This window comes from Mycobacterium sp. 050272, assembly GCF_039023525.1.
In the GTDB taxonomy this organism is placed as follows: domain Bacteria; phylum Actinomycetota; class Actinomycetes; order Mycobacteriales; family Mycobacteriaceae; genus Mycobacterium.
Genome location: NZ_JBCHKV010000008.1, coordinates 158,993 through 176,031 on the forward strand (window position 1 = coordinate 158,993; position 17,039 = coordinate 176,031).

At 68.2% G+C, this 17,039-nt stretch carries 14 protein-coding genes; 6 read left to right on the forward strand and 8 right to left on the reverse strand.

All coding sequences use genetic code 11. The features are described from left to right. Positions 1-21: 21 nt before the first annotated feature. On the reverse strand, positions 22-411 hold the full coding sequence (locus AAHS21_RS17480; protein WP_342928963.1) for a secondary thiamine-phosphate synthase enzyme YjbQ: 390 nt from the start codon (positions 409-411) through the stop codon (positions 22-24). 202 nt (positions 412-613) lie between these two features. On the opposite strand from AAHS21_RS17480, the gene AAHS21_RS17485 reads away from it, so the two are divergent. Next, positions 614-1,237: a hypothetical protein gene (locus AAHS21_RS17485; protein WP_342928855.1), complete on the forward strand. Its 624-nt coding sequence runs from the start codon at positions 614-616 to the stop codon at positions 1,235-1,237. A gap of 32 nt (positions 1,238-1,269) precedes the next feature. On the opposite strand, the gene AAHS21_RS17490 is transcribed toward AAHS21_RS17485, so the two are convergent. Beyond that, the gene (locus AAHS21_RS17490) at positions 1,270-1,605 is read right to left on the reverse strand and encodes a hypothetical protein (protein WP_342928856.1); all 336 of its coding nucleotides are present in this window, start codon (positions 1,603-1,605) and stop codon (positions 1,270-1,272) included. Beyond that, on the reverse strand, positions 1,602-2,960 hold the full coding sequence (locus AAHS21_RS17495) for a replication-associated recombination protein A (RefSeq protein ID WP_342928857.1): 1,359 nt from the start codon (positions 2,958-2,960) through the stop codon (positions 1,602-1,604). Before AAHS21_RS17495 ends, AAHS21_RS17490 begins: the two co-directional genes overlap by 4 nt. A gap of 193 nt (positions 2,961-3,153) precedes the next feature. Here AAHS21_RS17495 and AAHS21_RS17500 point away from each other — a divergent pair, with 193 nt between their 5' ends. From AAHS21_RS17500 to AAHS21_RS17515, 4 genes are all read left to right on the forward strand, one after another. Further along, a complete protein-coding gene (locus AAHS21_RS17500; protein ID WP_342928858.1) occupies positions 3,154-4,182 on the forward strand; it encodes a hypothetical protein in 1,029 nt (342 codons plus the stop codon). A gap of 49 nt (positions 4,183-4,231) precedes the next feature. After that, a complete protein-coding gene (locus AAHS21_RS17505; RefSeq protein ID WP_342928859.1) occupies positions 4,232-5,203 on the forward strand; it encodes a hypothetical protein in 972 nt (323 codons plus the stop codon). Positions 5,204-5,269: 66 nt separating this feature from the next. After that, complete coding sequence (locus tag AAHS21_RS17510; protein ID WP_342928860.1) at positions 5,270-8,590, forward strand: transglutaminase family protein; 3,321 nt, start codon at positions 5,270-5,272, stop codon at positions 8,588-8,590. A 26-nt stretch (positions 8,591-8,616) separates the two neighbouring features. Continuing rightward, entirely contained in the window at positions 8,617-11,250 is a 2,634-nt protein-coding gene (locus tag AAHS21_RS17515) for a circularly permuted type 2 ATP-grasp protein (protein WP_342928861.1), read from the forward strand. Here AAHS21_RS17515 and AAHS21_RS17520 read toward each other — a convergent pair. Further along, positions 11,247-12,293 carry a putative zinc-binding metallopeptidase gene (locus AAHS21_RS17520; protein ID WP_342928862.1) on the reverse strand — a complete coding sequence of 349 codons (1,047 nt, stop codon included), beginning with the start codon at positions 12,291-12,293 and terminating at the stop codon, positions 11,247-11,249. The genes AAHS21_RS17515 and AAHS21_RS17520 overlap by 4 nt on opposite strands. After that, on the reverse strand, positions 12,286-13,218 hold the full coding sequence (locus AAHS21_RS17525; protein WP_342928863.1) for a transglutaminase family protein: 933 nt from the start codon (positions 13,216-13,218) through the stop codon (positions 12,286-12,288). The genes AAHS21_RS17520 and AAHS21_RS17525 overlap by 8 nt, the downstream gene beginning before the upstream one ends. An 89-nt stretch (positions 13,219-13,307) precedes the next feature. Here AAHS21_RS17525 and AAHS21_RS17530 point away from each other — a divergent pair, with 89 nt between their 5' ends. Next, positions 13,308-13,697: an MmcQ/YjbR family DNA-binding protein gene (locus AAHS21_RS17530; RefSeq protein ID WP_342928864.1), complete on the forward strand. Its 390-nt coding sequence runs from the start codon at positions 13,308-13,310 to the stop codon at positions 13,695-13,697. A 6-nt stretch (positions 13,698-13,703) separates the two neighbouring features. Here the strand turns inward: AAHS21_RS17530 and AAHS21_RS17535 are convergent, their stop codons facing one another. The 3 genes from AAHS21_RS17535 to aspS are packed head-to-tail and all read right to left on the reverse strand — an operon-like array spanning position 13,704 to position 17,022. Beyond that, on the reverse strand, positions 13,704-14,768 hold the full coding sequence (locus AAHS21_RS17535; protein ID WP_342928865.1) for an FUSC family protein: 1,065 nt from the start codon (positions 14,766-14,768) through the stop codon (positions 13,704-13,706). 47 nt (positions 14,769-14,815) lie between these two features. Continuing rightward, on the reverse strand, positions 14,816-15,250 hold the full coding sequence (locus AAHS21_RS17540) for a nitroreductase family deazaflavin-dependent oxidoreductase (RefSeq protein ID WP_342928866.1): 435 nt from the start codon (positions 15,248-15,250) through the stop codon (positions 14,816-14,818). Beyond that, complete coding sequence (aspS, locus tag AAHS21_RS17545) at positions 15,247-17,022, reverse strand: aspartate--tRNA ligase (RefSeq protein WP_342928867.1); 1,776 nt, start codon at positions 17,020-17,022, stop codon at positions 15,247-15,249. Before aspS ends, AAHS21_RS17540 begins: the two co-directional genes overlap by 4 nt. Between the last annotated feature and the right edge of the window lie 17 nt (positions 17,023-17,039).

Sequence of the window (17,039 nt, forward strand, 5' to 3'; positions counted from 1 at the left end):
GCGCCGTCCCCTACCCGGTAGCTAACCCTCCAGAAAGCTCAACCGCACCGAGCGGCGCGGGTTGTCCCGGTTGAGGTCGACCAAGACGACGCTTTGCCAGGTGCCCAGCTGCGGCTCGCCGGCCGCGACCGGCAGCGTCACCGACGGCGCGACGATCGCCGGCAGCACGTGGTCGGCACCGTGTCCGGCCGAGCCGTGCGCGTGCCGGTAGCGGTCGTCGCGGGGCAACAGCCGTTCCAGGGTGTCGACCAGGTCGTCGTCGGATCCGGCGCCGGTTTCGATGATCGCCACGCCGGCCGTCGCGTGCGGGACGAACACGTTGCACAGACCGTCGCCATAGGAGAAGCAGAACCTGCGCACCGCATCGGTCAGGTCCACGATGCGACGACTGCTGGTGTCCACCTCGAGCACATCCGTCTGCATCCGATCAAGCGTACGGCGCGACCACGCTGACCAGCCAATCGTTTGTGAGCGCGGCCACAGCCGGAGAACACGGCGAGAACACTGCGGGAAGCCATTGCCAGCGGTAGCGGGGAGGAGGAAGGTTATTTGCCGGGGGCCGTTGGCGACGCAACGCAGGGGGCGTTGCCCCGAGGAAGTTAGGGGTCCATCCGTGTTCGCACGTTCTTTCACCATCGAGGGACAACCCGAGTCGATCGACGCCGGAATCGCGCATTGTCGCGAGGTCGTGGTGCCCGCCATGGAGGAGCTTGAGGGTTGTGTCGGCCTTTCGCTGTTGGTCGATCGGCAATCCGGCCGCTGCATCGCCACCAGCTCATGGGAGAGCATCCGGGAGATGCGCGCCAGCGCCGAGCGGGTGGCCATCATCCGCGACCACATCGCGTTGATGTTCGACGGCAGCGCGAGCGTGCAGGAATGGAGCGTGGCCTTCCTGAACCGTCGCCAGCCGTCGCACGAGGGTGCCGCGGTGCGGGCCACCTGGGTCAAGATCGTGCCCGACCAGCTCGAGCGCTCCCTCGACTTCTACCAATTGGTCGTCGTTCCGGAGATGGAGGACCTCGAGGGTTTCTGCAACGCCAGCCTGCTGGTCGACCACCCCACCTGCCGGCGGGCGGTGTTGTGCACGACGTTCGACAGCCCCGAGGCGATGGCCCGCAACAGCGACGCGGCCAGCGAGCTGCGCAGCCGGCGAGCCCGCGACCTGGGCGCCGAGATCGTCGACGTGGCCGAGTTCGAGCTGGCGATCGCCAACGTGAAAGTGGCCGACCTGGTCTGAGGGCGGCCGTTCGCCGAGCGGCTGGCAACAGCTCAGGGCAGCGAGTCGCCGGGGAATCCGCGGCTAGGATGCACCTGATAGGTGAAGACGCCGGCCGCCACCCCCGGGTCGTCGTTCATCATCGCGACGGTCTCCTCGACCGTTGCATCGAACACCCCGATGCCGCAGACAGCGGAAGAGTCGGTGACCGGCAGCACCACCGCCAGCACTCCGTCGTCGCGCAACCCAAAATTGCGCCGGCCGTGCTCCCACACGATCGCCGGGGTCGTAACGTCGTCGAAATTCGGGCCTTGCTCGAGGATGACGACGCTGTAGGTCCTCGCGGAAGGCAGGAGTTGGCCCATCTCCTCGTCGGTGAAGGTTTTCATGGCCGTCCCTTCTTGCGGATGATCGCGCGCAACCGTTCCAGCCGTCCGCCGATCTCACGTTCGACGCCGCGCCCGGTGGGCCGGTAATAGTCGACGCCGGTCAGCTCGTCCGGCGGATATTGTTGCGCGACAACACCATCCGGGTGGTCGTGCGCGTATTTGTAGCCCTGCGCGTTGCCCAGCGCGGCCGCTCCCGAGTAGTGACCGTCGCGCAGATGCGCCGGAACCAGACCCGCCTTGCCGGCCTTGATGTCGTTCATCGCCGCGGCCAGTGCGGTGGTCACCGCGTTCGACTTCGGGGCGGTGGCCAGGTGAATAGTGGCGTGCGCCAACGTCAGTTGCGCCTCGGGCATGCCGATCAGCGCCACGGTCTGTGCGGCGGCGACCGCGATCTGCAGCGCCGTCGGATCGGCCATCCCGATGTCCTCGCTGGCCAGGATCATCAGCCGGCGCGCGACGAACCGCGGGTCCTCTCCCGCGACCAGCATGCGGGCCAGATAGTGCAGCGCCGCGTCGACATCGGAGCCACGCACCGATTTGATGAACGCGCTGATGACGTCGTAGTGCTGATCGCCGTCACGGTCGTAGCGCACGGCGGCTTTGTCCAGTGACTGCTCGACGGCCGCCACCGTCAGCTCGCCGCCCGCCTCGACCGTTTCCGAGGCGACTTCCAGCGCGGTCAGCGCGCGGCGGGCGTCTCCGGCGGCCAATTGCACCAGCAGGTCGACGGCGTCGGGCTGCACGCCGATCTGGCCGCCCAGCCCCCGCGGATCGTCGATGGCGCGCTGCACCACGGTCCGGATGTCGTCGGCCGTCAGCGGGCGCAGCTGCAAGATCAGCGATCGCGACAGCAGCGGCGCCACCACCGAGAACGACGGGTTCTCGGTCGTCGCCGCCACCAGCAACACCACCCGGTTCTCCACGGCGGACAGCAACGCGTCCTGCTGGGTTTTGGAGAATCGGTGCACCTCGTCGATGAACAGCACCGTCTGCTCACCGGAAAGGAGGGCCTTGCGTGCGCTGTCGATGACCGCCCGGACGTCCTTGACCCCCGCCGACAACGCCGACAGCGCTTCGAATCGGCGGCCGGTCGCGCGCGAGACCAGCGCCGCCAACGTCGTCTTGCCGCTGCCCGGCGGCCCGTACAAGATGGCCGAGGCCACCCCCGAGCCCTCGACCAGGCGGCGCAGCGGCGAGCCGGGCGCCAATAAGTGGTCCTGCCCGACGACTTCGTCCAGCGATGCCGGGCGCATCCGCACCGCCAGCGGCGCGCCGGCCGACACGCTCAGGGCGTCGTTGGCCGTCCGCGATTCGCCGGGCAGGTCAAACAGACCGTCGGACACGGCTTCAGGCATACCACGCAGCTGGGACAGGTACGCGTATTGGCCGCTGGGATCCGAAACAGACCCCGGCAAGGGGCTCCGAAACAAGCCCCGAAACATCCGAAGCCCAATCCTCGCTCCCCCGCCGCATATTTGCTAAGTTCCGGGTTGCCTAGTTCCGCGCGCGTGCCCAGCAAGCTATTCCAACAGCAAATTAGGACGGCAAATGAGCCAGCCCCCTGAACAGTCAGGCGACCCGGCCGAACCCTTCGCTGGCGACCAGAACCCCCCGGGTTACGCGCCACCACCCCAGCACGCCGCGCCGGGCTATGGCGCCCCGCCGCCGCCGCCGGGCTACGGTCAGCCGCCTGCCGGCTACGCAGCGCCACCTCCCGGCTACGGAGCGCCCCCTCCCCCGCCACCCGGCTACGGGGCACCGCCGTCGGGCTACCCGCCGCCGCCCGGTTTCGGCGGCTACGGGAATCCGGCGTCCCCGCAGTTCGACGTCGCCCAGGCGTTCAAGTGGGCGTGGGGCAAGTTCCAGCAGAACGTCGCCACACTGGTCGTTCCGGTCTTGATCTACGTCGCGGTGATCACCATCTTCGCCCTGATCGCCGCGCTGCTGCCGATGGTTTTCGGTGAGAGCACGAGCACCACCTACACCGACAGCTACGGCGAGACGACCAGCGGCGTGGACATCGCATACGGCCCGGCGTCCATCGCGGTCATGGTCGTCGGCTACGTGCTGCTGTTCATCGCCGCGATCTACATGCACGCGGGAGTGACGACCGGCTGCCTGGACATCGCCGACGGCAAGCCGGTGACGATCGGCACGTTCTTCAAACCACGCAATGTCGGTGCCGTGTTCGTCGTCGCGTTGCTGATCGCGCTCGGCACCGTGGTCGGATCAATCCTGTGCATCATCCCCGGCATCGTCTTTGCGTTCGTCACCTTGTTCGCCATCCCGTTCGTCGTCGACCGATCGCTGTCACCGGTGGAATCCATCAAGGCCAGCATCGCGACGACGCGGGCCAACCTCGTCCCTGCGCTGCTGTCGTGGCTGGTGCAGTACGCGGTGGTGCTGGTCGGCGAGCTGCTGTGCGGGGTGGGCATGATCGCGGCCATCCCGGTCGCCGCGCTCATCCAGGTCTACACCTACCGCAAGCTTTCCGGCGGTCAGGTCGTTGAGCTGGCGCAGCCCGGTTACCCGGCGGGACCGCCCACCGGGCCCCCACCCGGACAACAGCTCGCCTAGGCAGGCAAAGTCCAATCCAAGTTCCGCGCGTGCACGTTAGGACGACAACATGAGCCAGCCCCCCGAACACCCAGGCGATTCCGCCGAACCTCTCGGCGGCAGCCCCACTCCTCCGGGCTACGGCCCACCTCCCGGAAGCGCGCCCCCGCCCGGCTACGGCGCCCCACCTCCCGGCTACGGCGCACCGCCGCCCGGCTACGGCGCACCCCCCGGGTACGGCGCGCCTCCTCCCGGCTACGGACCGCCCCCGGGCTACGGCGGCCCGGCCAAGCCGCAATTCAGCGTGGGTGACGCCTTCAGCTGGGCCTGGAACACGTTCACCAAGAACGCCGTCGCGCTGATCGTTCCCACCCTGGTTTTCGGTCTGCTGTTCGCCGCGTCGTCCGCGCTGAACTTTGTGGGCCAGAACATGAGCTCGAACGTGACCCCATACGATTCCTCCGACTACGACTTCGCGTTCGCGGCGAATCTCAGTCCCACCGGTATGGCCGTCGCCGGGCTCGGCTACGTCGTCTCCCTGATTGTGACCGCGTATGCCCAGGCCGCGTTCTTCTCCGGATGCCTCGACCTCGCGGACGGCCGGCCGGTGAGCATCGGATCGTTCTTCAAGCCACGCAACCTCGGCATGGCGTTTCTCGCCGCGATCCTGGTCAGCATCGTCACTTCGGTCGGCTATGCCGCGTGCTTCCTGCCCGGCATCATCGTGGGGATCTTCACCCAGTTCATCATTCTGTTCGTGGTCGATCGCGGGGAGAACGCCTTCAAGGGGTTCGCCTCGGGCTTCTCGTTGGTCGCCTCGAATTTCCTCAACGCCCTGCTGGTGTGGTTGGTGACGATGGCCACGATTATCGTCGGTGCGCTGTTGTGCGGTGTCGGCCTCGTGGTGGCCGCCCCGCTCGTGGCGCTCATCCTGACGTACTCCTACCGCAAGCTTTCGGGTGGTCAGGTGGTGCCGGTGCAGCAGCCCGGCTACCAGCCCGGACCGCCCGCCGGCCCGCCACCGGGGCCGCTGTCCGCGTAGCCGACCCGGCTCCGCACGGTCGTGGCGCGCTGCGGCGCTGCGGCCCTTGTGATGAGATCAGCGGTTATGAGCATCAAAGTTGCGCTGGAGCATCGCACCAGCTACACCTTTGACCGGCTGGTCGGAGTGTTCCCGCACGTGGTGCGGTTGCGCCCGGCTCCGCACTCGCGCACGCCCATCGAGGCCTACTCGCTGCGCGTCGAGCCCGCCGAGCACTTCATCAACTGGCAGCAGGACGCGCTCGGCAATTTCCTTGCCCGGCTTGTGTTTCCGAACCCGATGCGGCAGTTGACGATCACCGTCGGCCTGATCGCCGACCTCAAGGTGATCAATCCCTTCGACTTCTTCATCGAAGACTGGGCCGAAACATGGCCTCCCGCTTCGGGGTTGATCTACCCCAAGGCGCTCGCCGACGATCTCAAGCCCTATCTGCGCCCGGTCGACGAGGACATCGAAGGGTCGGGCCCCGGCGAGCTGGCGCGGGCTTGGGTGGAGAACTTCTCGGTGCCCGACGGCACCCGCACCATCGACTTCCTGGTCGCGCTCAACCATGCGGTCAACGCCGACGTGGCCTACAGCCTGCGGATGGAACCCGGCGTCCAGACACCGGATTTCACGCTGCGCACCGGTGTCGGATCGTGCCGCGATTCGGCGTGGTTGCTGGTGTCGATCCTGCGCCAGGTCGGCCTGGCCGCCCGGTTCGTGTCCGGCTATCTGGTGCAACTGGCCTCCGACGTGGAAGCCCTCGACGGGCCGTCGGGGCCCGCGGCAGATTTCACCGACCTGCACGCGTGGACCGAGGTGTACATCCCCGGCGCGGGCTGGATCGGGCTCGATCCCACGTCGGGGCTGTTCGCCGGGGAAGGCCACATCCCGCTGGCGGCCACCCCGCATCCCTCGAGCGCTGCGCCCATCACCGGCAGCACCGACCCGTGTCAAACCACCCTGGAGTTCTCCAACACCGTCACCCGCATCCACGAGGATCCGCGCGTCACCCGGCCCTACGCGGAGGCAGCGTGGGAGACCATCTGCGCGGTCGGCCGCGGTGTCGACGAGCGGCTCGTCGCCGCCGATGTCCGGCTGACGGTCGGCGGTGAACCGACTTTCGTGTCGGTGGACAACCAGGTCGACAAGGAGTGGACGACCGCCGCAGACGGTCCGCACAAACGAGAGCGCGCGTCCGCGCTGGCCGCCCGGCTCAAAGCGGTGTGGGCTCCGCAGGGGCTGATCCATCGCGGCCAGGGTCGGTGGTATCCAGGAGAACCGTTGCCGCGCTGGCAGATCGGGCTGTACTGGCGCACCGACGGGTTGCCACTGTGGACCGACGACGCGCTGCTGGCCGACCCCTGGGCGGCCCAGCCGACGAGCACGACCGCGGACAACGAGACGGCCTACAAGATCCTCGCCGAGGTCGCCGAAGGCCTGGGATTGCCGCTGTCCCAGGTGCGGCCCGCCTTCGAGGACCCGTTGGCCCGGCTGGCGGTCAAAGTCCGCCTCCCGCAGGGCGACGCGGTGCAGCCCGGCGACGACCTCGCCGACGACGACGCCCAGGCGCGCGCGGCACTACTGGCTCACCTCGACGAAACCACCACGGCCCCAGCCGCATTCGTGCTGCCACTGCACCGCCGCGACGACGACCTGGGCTGGGCCAGCGCGAATTGGAAGTTGCGCCGCGGCCGCGTCGTGCTGCTCGAGGGAGATTCGCCCGCAGGGCTGCGGCTGCCCCTGAATTCGATCAGCTGGAAACCGCCGCGGCCGTCGTTCGGCGTCGATCCCACCGCCGTGTCGCACACCTTGCCGGCGGAGTCGACCACCGCGCCGGTGGAAGACCCGGACACCGCGCCGCCGACCGCGATGGTCGCCGAGGCCCGCGACGGGCTGCTCTACGTGTTCATCCCGCCCACCGAGGCGCTGGAACACTTCGTCGACCTCATCGCCCGCATCGAGTCCGCGGCCGCCAAAACCCGCAGCCCAGTCGTCATCGAGGGTTACGGCCCGCCGCCGGACCCGCGGCTGCAGTCGACGACGATCACGCCCGACCCCGGCGTGATCGAAGTCAACATCGCGCCCACCGCCAGTTTCGGCGAACAGCGCCAGCAGCTCGAAACGCTGTACGAGCAAGCACGATTGGCCCGCCTGTCCACGGAGTCGTTCGACATCGACGGCAGCCACGGCGGCACCGGGGGCGGCAACCACATCACGCTCGGCGGCGTGACTCCGGCGGACTCGCCGCTGCTGCGCCGCCCGGACCTGCTGGTCTCGCTGCTGACCTACTGGCAGCGGCACCCGTCGCTGTCCTACCTGTTCGCCGGCCGCTTCGTCGGCACCACGTCGCAGGCGCCACGGGTCGACGAGGGCCGCGCCGAGGCGCTGTATGAGCTCGAGATCGCGTTCGCCGAGATCGCCCGGCTCTCGGCGGGCGGGGCCGCCAAACCGTGGGTGACCGACCGCGCGCTGCGGCACCTGCTGACCGACGTCACGGGCAACACCCACCGCGCCGAGTTCTGCATCGACAAGCTCTACAGCCCCGACAGCCCGCGTGGCCGGCTCGGCCTGCTGGAGCTGCGTGGTTTCGAGATGCCGCCGCACCTGCGGATGGCGATGGTGCAGTCGCTGCTGGTGCGCTCGCTGGTGGCCTGGTTCTGGGACGAGCCGCTGCGCGCCCCGCTGATCCGGCACGGGGCTAACCTGCACGGCCGATACCTGTTGCCGCACTTCCTGATTCACGACATCGCCGACGTCGCTGCCGACCTGCGCGCGCACGGTATCGCGTTCGAGACCAGCTGGCTGGACCCGTTCACCGAATTCCGGTTCCCACGCATCGGTACCGCCGTCTTCGACGGCGTCGAGATCGAGCTGCGCGGAGCGATCGAGCCGTGGAACACCCTCGGCGAGGAAGCCACCGCGACGGGCACCGCCCGCTACGTCGACTCCTCGGTGGAGCGTCTGCAGGTCCGCATCATCGGCGCCGACCGGCACCGCTACGTGGTGACCTGCAACGGTTATCCGGTCCCGTTGCTGGCCACCGACAACCCCGACATCCACGTGGGCGGGGTGCGGTACAAGGCGTGGCAGCCGCCCAGCGCGCTGCATCCGACGATCACCACCGACGTGCCATTGCAGTTCGAGCTGATCGACCTGACGTCGGGCACCTCGCGTGGCGGCTGCACCTATCACGTCTCGCATCCGGGCGGCATGGCCTACGAGGAGCCACCCGTCAACGCCGTTGCCGCCGAATCGCGGCGAGCCAGACGGTTCGAGGCTCTCGGCTTCACCCCGGGCAAATTGGACCTGCCCGGCATCCGGGAGAAGCAGGCCCGGATATTCACCGATGTCGGCGCGCCGGGCATTCTCGACCTGCGGCGCGTGCGTACCGTGCAGCGGTGATGGCGTCTTCGGAAACTGGCATCTAGATGGCACTCGACCCGTCGGCGGTTCCGGCCGAGCATTACGACGCCGATCGACTGCTGGCCGGGTACCGGACCGCGCGCGCCCAGGAAGCACTGTTCGAGGTGCGCCCCACCGGCTCACTGGGAGCCGGCTACGACGAATTCCTCGGCGAAGACGGACACGTGCGCCCGGCCTGGACCGAGCTGGCCGACACGGTCGCCGAACGTGGCCGGACCGGGCTGAATCAGCTGCGCTCGGTGGTGCACAGCCTCATCGACAACGACGGGATCACCTACACCGAAGTCGATCCCGCCAGCGGCCACGCTCTCGAACCGCGGCCGTGGAGCCTGGACACCCTGCCGATCGTGGTGTCCGCGGCCGATTGGGAGGTGCTCGAGGCGGGGCTGGTGCAGCGCTCGCGGCTGCTCGATGCCGTGCTGGCCGACCTGTACGGGCCGCGCAAGCTGCTCACCGACGGTTTGCTGCCCCCGGAGCTGGTGTTCGCCCACCCCGGATACGTGCGCGCGGCCAGCGGAATCGAAGTGCCGGGCCACCACCAATTGTTCATGCACGCCTGTGATGTGAGCCGGCTGCCCAGCGGCTCGTTCGAGGTCAACGCCGACTGGACGCAGGCGCCCTCGGGCGCCGGTTATGCGCTGGCGGATCGGCGCGTGGTGGCGCACGCGATTCCGGATCTCTACGAACGGATCGCGCCGCGGCCCAACACACCGTTCGCGCAGGCGCTGCGGCTGGCGCTGATCGATTCCGCGCCCGACGACGCCCAAGACCCGGTGGTCGTGGTGCTCAGCCCGGGCATCTACTCCGAAACCGCGTTCGACCAGGCGTATCTCGCGACGCTGCTGGGTTTTCCGCTGGTGGAAAGCGCCGACTTGGTGGTCCGCGACGGCAAACTCTGGATGCGCTCGCTGGGGACGCTGAAGCGGGTCGACGTCGTTCTTCGCCGCGTGGACGCGCTCTACGCCGACCCGCTGGATCTGCGCGCCGATTCCCGGCTCGGGGTGGTGGGTTTGGTGGAGGCGCAACGCCGCGGCACCGTGACCGTCGTCAACACGCTGGGCAGCGGGGTCCTGGAAAGCCCTGGGGTGCTGCGCTTTCTGCCCGAGCTGGCGGAGCGACTGCTCGGCGAAGCCCCGCTGCTGAACACGGCGCCGGTGTACTGGGGAGGCATCGAAAAGGAACGTTCGCACCTGCTGGCCAACCTCTCGTCGCTGTTGATCAAATCCACAGTCGGCGGGGAAACCCTTGTCGGACCGACGCTTTCGTCGACACAGCTGGCCGGACTCGCCGCACAGATCGAGAGCATGCCGTGGCAGTGGGCCGGCCAGGAGCTGCCCCAATTCTCCTCCGCACCGACCGACCACGCCGGAGTGCTGTCGTCGGCGGGCGTGGGCATGCGGCTGTTCACGGTCGCCCAGCGCAGCGGCTACGCCCCGATGATCGGTGGCATCGGCTACGTGCTGGCTCCGGGTCCCGCCGCTTATGAGCTGAAAACTGTTGCAGCTAAAGATGTTTGGGTTCGCCCGACCGAACGTGTGCGAGCGGAGACCATCACGTTGCCGACCGAGGCGCAACCGGTCAAGACCGCCGCGGGCACCTGGGGCGTGAGCTCGCCGCGTGTGCTGTCCGACCTGTTCTGGATCGGCCGCTACGGCGAGCGGGCGGAAAGCACGGCCCGGCTGCTGATGGCCGCCCGCGACCGCTTCCACGTCTACCGCCACCACCAGGACACCGAGGAGAGCGAGGTCGTGCCGGTGCTGATGGCCGCCCTGGGCCACATCACCGGCAGCGACACCGGGGCCGACAACGACCACGCCGAGATGATCGCGATCGTCCCGTCGACCTTGTGGGCGTTGACCTTCGACCCGGACCGGGCAGGATCTCTGATCCAGTCCGTGGAGGGCCTCGCCCTGGCCGCCAGGGCGGTGCGCGACCAGATGTCCAACGACACCTGGGTGGTGCTGGCCAACCTGGAGCGCGGACTCGCGCACCGGCCCGAGCCGCCGCAGTCGCTGGCCGAGGCCGACACCCGGCTCGCGTCGGCGCACGGACGCACCCTGGCCGGGATGCTGACGCTGTCAGGGGTGGCCGGCGAGTCGATGGTGCGCGACGCGGGCTGGACGATGATGGACATCGGCAAGCGGATCGAACGTGGCCTGTGGCTGACCGCATTGCTGGGCGCCACGCTCACGACGGTCCGCAGCGCGGATGCCGAGCAGACCATCATCGAGTCGACGCTGGTGGCCTGCGAATCGTCGGTCATCTACCGGCGCCGCACCGTCGGTCAGGTCAGCATCGCCGCGGTGACCGAACTGATGCTGTTCGACCCGAAAAACCCGCGCTCGCTGCTCTATCAGCTGGAGCGGCTACGGGCCAACCTCAAAGACCTGCCCAGCGCGTCTGGGTCGTCGCGTCCGGAGCGGACCGTGGAGGAGATCAGCACGCTGCTGCGCCGCTCGGACCCCGCCGAGCTGGAAGTAGCCGTCGACGGACACCGCGAAGAGCTGGCCGATCTGCTCGCCACGATCCACACCGAGTTGCGCGACCTGGCCGGCGTCATCACCGAGACGCAGCTGACCCTGCCCGGCGGCATGCAGCCGCTGTGGGGCCCGGACGAACGACGGGTGATGCCGGCCTAGCCCGCGACGGCTGCCGTGGCGTCCGACGTCACCTCTTCGACGACGTCGTGAATGAACTGCATCTTCTCCAGCACCGGTGCCGGCAGCACGAACGGGTACAGGTCGTCGTGGCCCATCGAGCGGTTCACCATGTTCAGCGACCACGACAGCGGCAGCCACAAGTCGATGATGGCACCAAAGGCGCTGGGGCCCAACGGTGGTCGATCAAAGGTCGCCGAGGCCGGCGCGAATCCGGACCACGCGCAGGTGTCCAGGGTGTCGCGGATGTGCAGGTAGTGGGCGAACGTCTCGGCCCAATCCTCGGCCGGGTGCATCGTCGCGTACGACGACACGAAACTCTCCTGCCAGCCCTCCGGTGCACCCTGGTTGTAATGCCGATCCAGCGCTTCCTGATAGTCGGCATCGGGATCGCCGAACAACTCGTTGAACCGCCGCAGGTAATCGTCCGACGTGATGAGGCGGTAAAAGTAGTAGTGCCCGACCTCGTGACGAAAGTGCCCGAGCAACGTCCGGTAGGGCTCGTCCATCTCGACCCGTAGCTGCTCGCGGTGCACGTCGTCGCCCTCGGCCAAATCGATTGTGATGACGCCATTTTCGTGGCCAGTCATCACCTTTTCCTGCCCACTGGACAATAACCGGAAGGCCAGCCCGTAATCGGGGTCCTCATCGCGGCCGATGACCGGCAGCCTCAGCTCGTGCAACTCGACGACCAGACGCCGCTTGGCGGCCTCGGCCGCCGCGAACTCGGCCAGGCCGACCGAGTCGGCATCGTTGGGCCGTTCGGTGGTCAATACACACGATGCGCACAGCAGCCGCGGGTTGTTGACGGGCACCAGCCAATTACACACGGCGACTTGACGATTAGCGCACAGCTCGTACTCGGAGGCGCTGACGAAGCCGGGCTTCTCGCTGGCCTCGCCGTCGGTGATCACCAGCAGAGCCATCTGATCGAGTGAGAACCCCAGCGCACTGCCACAATTCAAGCAGGTGGAGTTCTCGAACGTCAGCCGCTGTCCACAGTTGGGGCAATTGAAATCACGCATGGAGTTCGTCCCCTTCGAAGGGCACCACGTCGACGGCCACGTCGATCACGCTGCGCTCGGAGTCGGTGTAGATGATGCCGCGCAGCGGTGGGACGTCGGCGTAGTCACGGCCCCGCCCCACGATGATGTAGCGCTGGTCGACCATCTGGTCATTGGTGGGATCTAGCCCAAGCCACTCGAACTGGCCGGGTTCCTGCGGGGTCCACACCGCGGCCCAGGCATGGGTCGCGTCGATGCCGATCATTCGTTCCTTTCCGGGGGGCGGGTCGGTGGCCAGATAGCCCGAGACATAACTGGCCGCCAACCCATTGGCTCGCAGGCAGGCGATCGCCAGCCGTGCAAAGTCTTGACATACCCCTTCCCGGGCCTCCAGAACCTCATTGACCCCGGTGGAAATCGTCGTCGACCCCGATCGGTAGGTGAAGTCGGCGTAAATCCGCGACGTGAGATCGCGCAGCACCTCGATCAGCGGGCGTTCGGGTACGAAACTGGGCGCCGCATAGTCGCGGACCTCGTCGGTGATCTCCGGCGGATTCAGGTCCAGGGCGAATTCGGTGGCCAGCGCTCCCCGGCGCCCGGCCGGCCGGGCCGCTTCCCAGGGCTGCAGCGCCGGCCCGCTGCGGTAGCGCTGCGGGGGCGCCGGATAGACGTCGACGATGGAGTCGCTGGTGACCGTCAGGGCGGTGTGCGGCTCGGTGACATGGAAGTACGAACTGATGTTGCCGTACCCATCGACGCTGGTAGAGCTGTCGGCAGGGGGCGGGTCGATCGTCAGGCGGTGCGCGATGCAGCGCTGGCGCTGGGAGTCGCGCGGCGTCAGGAAACCGCGGCCGTAGGAGCTGGTCACGATGTCCGAGTAGCGGTACTGGGTGCGGTGGGTGACGCGATGGCGGCGGGTGTCCGGCTCATGCACTGCAGAAGACACGACTGACCTCCTGATATCTCCGAATGCGTGGTGGGCGACCGATAGCCAATATGGCTCCAACCGCACCCTAGCGGGAGCACAATCGATGCGTGGCCACCTGGGACGACGTCGCCCGGATCGTGGGTGAGCTGCCACTCACCTGCGAGCAGTCACCGCATGACTGGAGGGTCGGCAAGAAGTTGCTGGCGTGGGAGCGACCGCTGCGCGTGTCGGACCGCGCCGCGCTGGTGGCCAACGGGGTCCACGCGCCCGAGGGCGACATCCTCGGCGTCTGGGTGTCCGACGAAGGCGTCAAGTTCGCGCTGGTCGCCGACGAGCCCGACATCTACTTCACCACCCCGCACTTCGACGGCTATCCCGCTGTGCTGGTCCAGCTGGCGAAGATCGACGTCCGTGGTCTCGAGGAGCTGATCACCGAGGCCTGGCTGACGCGCGCGCCCAAGAAGCTGGTCCAGGAGTATTTGACCGGCTCAATCTGAGCACCCTCACCGCCGGCCCAGGTCGATCACCCGCTGCAGGTCGTCGACGCACGCTTGGACGACGTCGGCCAGCACCACTTCGTTTCTTTCCCGCGCGTTCGCCAGCAGCATCGACGTGTGCCGGCGGGCGGCTTCGACATGGCTGGTCGCGGTCGCGGGATCGGAGTCGGCCAGCGCCGTCGCCCGCGCGAGATCGTCGAGCACCGCCTCCGCCGGTTGCGGAAGCCGGGCACAGCAGCCGTCGACCGCGGGGACCACGGCGCGGGCCAGCTGCAGCACCGAGACCGCGAGCAGGGCCAGATGCAGGGCCTGGTGATCGGCGGCTTGCACGGCGTCGCGAAGTCCCCACCGCCGCGGCGCCAACCGCACGACCTGACGCGCCGTGGCCCGCGCCTGGATGAGGCCGCTCAGCTGCTCGTGCACCCGGTCGACGGCCGGCAGCGGCCAGTCCCGGGCGGGCACGTCACGGCCGCGGGCCAGGTCACCGGTGCGGTCCAGCACCGAATGCAGGGTGCGCAACACTTCGACCCGCGCGCTGCGCAGCACGACGAGCGGGTCGGCCGGAAACAGCAGGGTGGCGACGACGATTGCCAGCCCCCCGCCGATCAGCGCATCGTAGATGCGTTCCCAGCCGACACCGCTGCGATACAGGGCGATCACCAGAATCGACGACACGACGGTCTGGTTGGCGAACATCATGCCCTGGCCGATGTAGCCCTGACCGATGAAGACCGCCGCCAACAGCGCGGCCAGCGCCGCGATCGTGATGGACACCGCGCCGGGTCCGCACAGCGCCTGCACCAGGGTCCCCGTCCCGATGCCCAGGGTCACGCCGACGATCATCTGGATCGCGCGTTGCGCGCGCAGCACATTGCTGGTCGACAACGACACCGCCGCGGCGATCGGGGCGAAGAACGGTTGCGGGTGTGCCAGCAGGTCGTGGGCGATGTACCACGACAGACCCGCCGCTACCGAGGTCTGCACGAGGTAGAACCACACGCCGCGGACCCGTTGGAAACCCCCGACGACGGCCCGGCCCGCGAACGGTCGCGTCAGCAGCGAAGTGCTCATCTCGCCTGCTTACCGCAGCGCCGGTGCGCGCGGCAATGCGAGACGTGTCAGCCGCGCCGCAACTCGAACAGCGGAATGACCCGGCTGGTCTTCGACTGATAGTCGGCGAAGCCCGGCGCCACGGCGACCACCTTGTCGAACAGCTGATCGCGCTCGGCGGCCGGCAGTTCGTGCGCCGTCACGTCGTACGCCTCGGTGCCCAGGTCGATGTGCGCCCGCGGGTTGGCCCGCAGGTTGTGCACCCAGGCCGGATCCTTCGGCGACCCGGCGAAGGATCCGAGGACGATCAGCTTGCCGTCGATCGTGAAATACGCCAGCGGCGATACCCGTTGCTGCCCGGACTTGGCCCCGGTCGTGGTGAGCAGCAGCAGGTCGGCGCCTTCGAACTGGCCGCCCACCTTGCCGCCGTTAGCGCGGAATTCGTCGGCGATCGCGTCGTTGAACGCCTTGACTGTCTCGGTGTCTGGGAACTGTTCGGTCATGCCCGGCCAACCTGCTTGGGTTTGGCATCTATTCCGGATTCCTTGCGCTGCTGGGCGGTGATCGGCGCGGGTGCATTGGTCAGCGGGTCCACGCCGCCGCCCGTCTTCGGGAAGGCGATCACCTCGCGGATGGAGTCCACCCCGGACAGCAGGGCGTTGATCCGGTCCCAGCCGAACGCGATGCCGCCGTGCGGTGGTGCGCCGAACGTGAACGCCTCCAATAGGAATCCGAACTTCTCCTGCGCCTCGGCCTGGTCCAGGCCCATCACCGCGAACACCCGTTCCTGGATGTCGCGGCGATGGATACGGATCGAGCCGCCGCCGATCTCGTTGCCGTTGCAGACGATGTCGTAGGCGTCGGCGAGCACCACACCGGGATCGGAGTCGAGGGCACCCTCGAACTCCGGCTTGGGCGAGGTGAACGCGTGGTGCACCGCGGTCCAGGCGCCGGAGCCGACGGCGACGTCACCGGCGGCGGTGGCGTCCTCGGCGGGTTCGAACAGCGGCGGGTCGACCACCCAGACGAACGCCCAGGCTCCCGCATCAATCAGGTTGAGCCGCTGGGCGATCTCGCCGCGCGCCGCACCCAACAGGGCGCGCGACGCCTTCGGCGGGCCGGCGGAGAAGAAGATGCAGTCGCCCGGGGCGGCCCCGACGTGGCCGGCCAGTCCGTCGCGTTCGGCATCGGTCAGATTCTTGGCGACCGGACCGCTCAGCTCGCCGTCGTCGCCGACCAGCACGTAGGCCAGCCCGCGGTGCCCGCGCTGTTTGGCCCAGTCCTGCCAGCCGTCCAGCGTGCGGCGCGGCTGCGACGCCCCACCCGGCATCACCACCGCACCGACGTACGGCGCCTGGAACACCCGGAATGTGGTGTCGGAGAAGAACTCGGTGCACTCGACGAGCTCCAGCCCGAAGCGCATGTCCGGCTTGTCGGAGCCGAACCGCCGCATGGCGTCGGCGTAGCTGATCCGCGGGATCGGCGTCGGGATCTGGTAGCCGATCAGAGCCCACAGGGCGGTCAGGATCTCCTCGGAAATCGCGATGATGTCCTCGACGTCGACGAAGCTCATCTCCATGTCGAGCTGAGTGAATTCCGGTTGCCGGTCGGCGCGGAAATCCTCGTCGCGATAGCAGCGCGCGATCTGGTAGTAGCGCTCCATGCCGGCGACCATCAGCAACTGTTTGAACAGCTGCGGACTTTGCGGCAGCGCGTAGAACGATCCGGGGTGCAGCCGGGCCGGCACCAGGAAGTCGCGCGCGCCCTCGGGCGTCGAACGGGTGATCGTCGGCGTCTCGATCTCGACGAAGTCGTGACGTGCCAGCACCGACCGGGCGGCGGCATTCACCTTGGAACGCAACCGAATTGCCGCGGCCGGTCCGTCGCGGCGCAGGTCGAGGTAGCGGTACTTGAGCCGCAGCTCCTCCCCCGCGGGCTCGTCCAGTTGGAATGGCAGCGGCGCACTTTCGCCGAGCACGGTAAGCGACGTGACGTTCAGTTCGACATCGCCGGTGGGAATCTCGGCGTTGGCGTTGCCTTCCGGGCGGATTTCGACGACGCCTTGCACCGCGACGCAGAACTCGGCGCGCAACCGGTGTGCCTGTTCCAGCACGTCGGCCGCGCGGAAGACTACCTGCGCGATGCCGGACGCGTCCCGCAGGTCGATGAAGATGACGCCTCCGTGATCGCGGCGGCGAGCCACCCACCCGACCAGCGTCACCTGTTGGCCGGCGTCGCGATCCCTTAGCGAACCAGCGGCGTGGCTGCGCAGCACGAATACTCCTCTTTACG